2 pseudogenes are annotated in these 518 nt (G+C 47.3%); both read right to left on the reverse strand.

What is annotated here, in order from left to right:
- A pseudogene (locus tag HP548_RS02895) lies at positions 1 to 380 on the reverse strand (family 43 glycosylhydrolase); the annotation flags it as partial.
- Positions 381 to 518 (reverse strand): annotated as a pseudogene (locus HP548_RS33240) (carbohydrate ABC transporter permease); the annotation flags it as partial.

Here is a 518-nt window from a genome sequence, read left to right on the forward strand (position 1 = left end):
AATGCCCCCATAGGGAATACGAATTGGATCGGACCATGTCCGGCAGGGTTGGTTGTCGTAACATAGAAGTTCCCGATGCCCCTTACATCTGTCGTAATCATATAAAATATACCTTCATGGTAACGCAGTGTCGGAGCATAAATGCCGTCCGAGCTCTTCTGACCGGTCAAATCCAGCTGGCTGATTCGGTCCAGTACATTGCCGATCTGCTCCCAGTGAATAAGATCCGGACTCCGAAAGATCGGCACGCCGGGAAAATATTCAAACGAGCTGCAAATGAGGTAAAAATATTCTTCCGCCTTCACAATGCTGGGATCCGGATAGAATCCGGGAAGAATCGGGTTGGCATAACGGATCAGTTGTGATTGAATCTGCGACATCTATTCCTTCACACTCCCTACATTTAGTCCAACGACAAAGTATTTTTGCATAAACGGATACACCAACAAGATCGGAACAGAAGCGACAATCGTAACTGCAGCACGAATCGAAATGGGCGTTACCTGTGTGGAATGCTC

This window comes from Paenibacillus taichungensis (genome assembly GCF_013359905.1).
Classification (GTDB): Bacteria; Bacillota; Bacilli; order Paenibacillales; family Paenibacillaceae; genus Paenibacillus; species Paenibacillus taichungensis.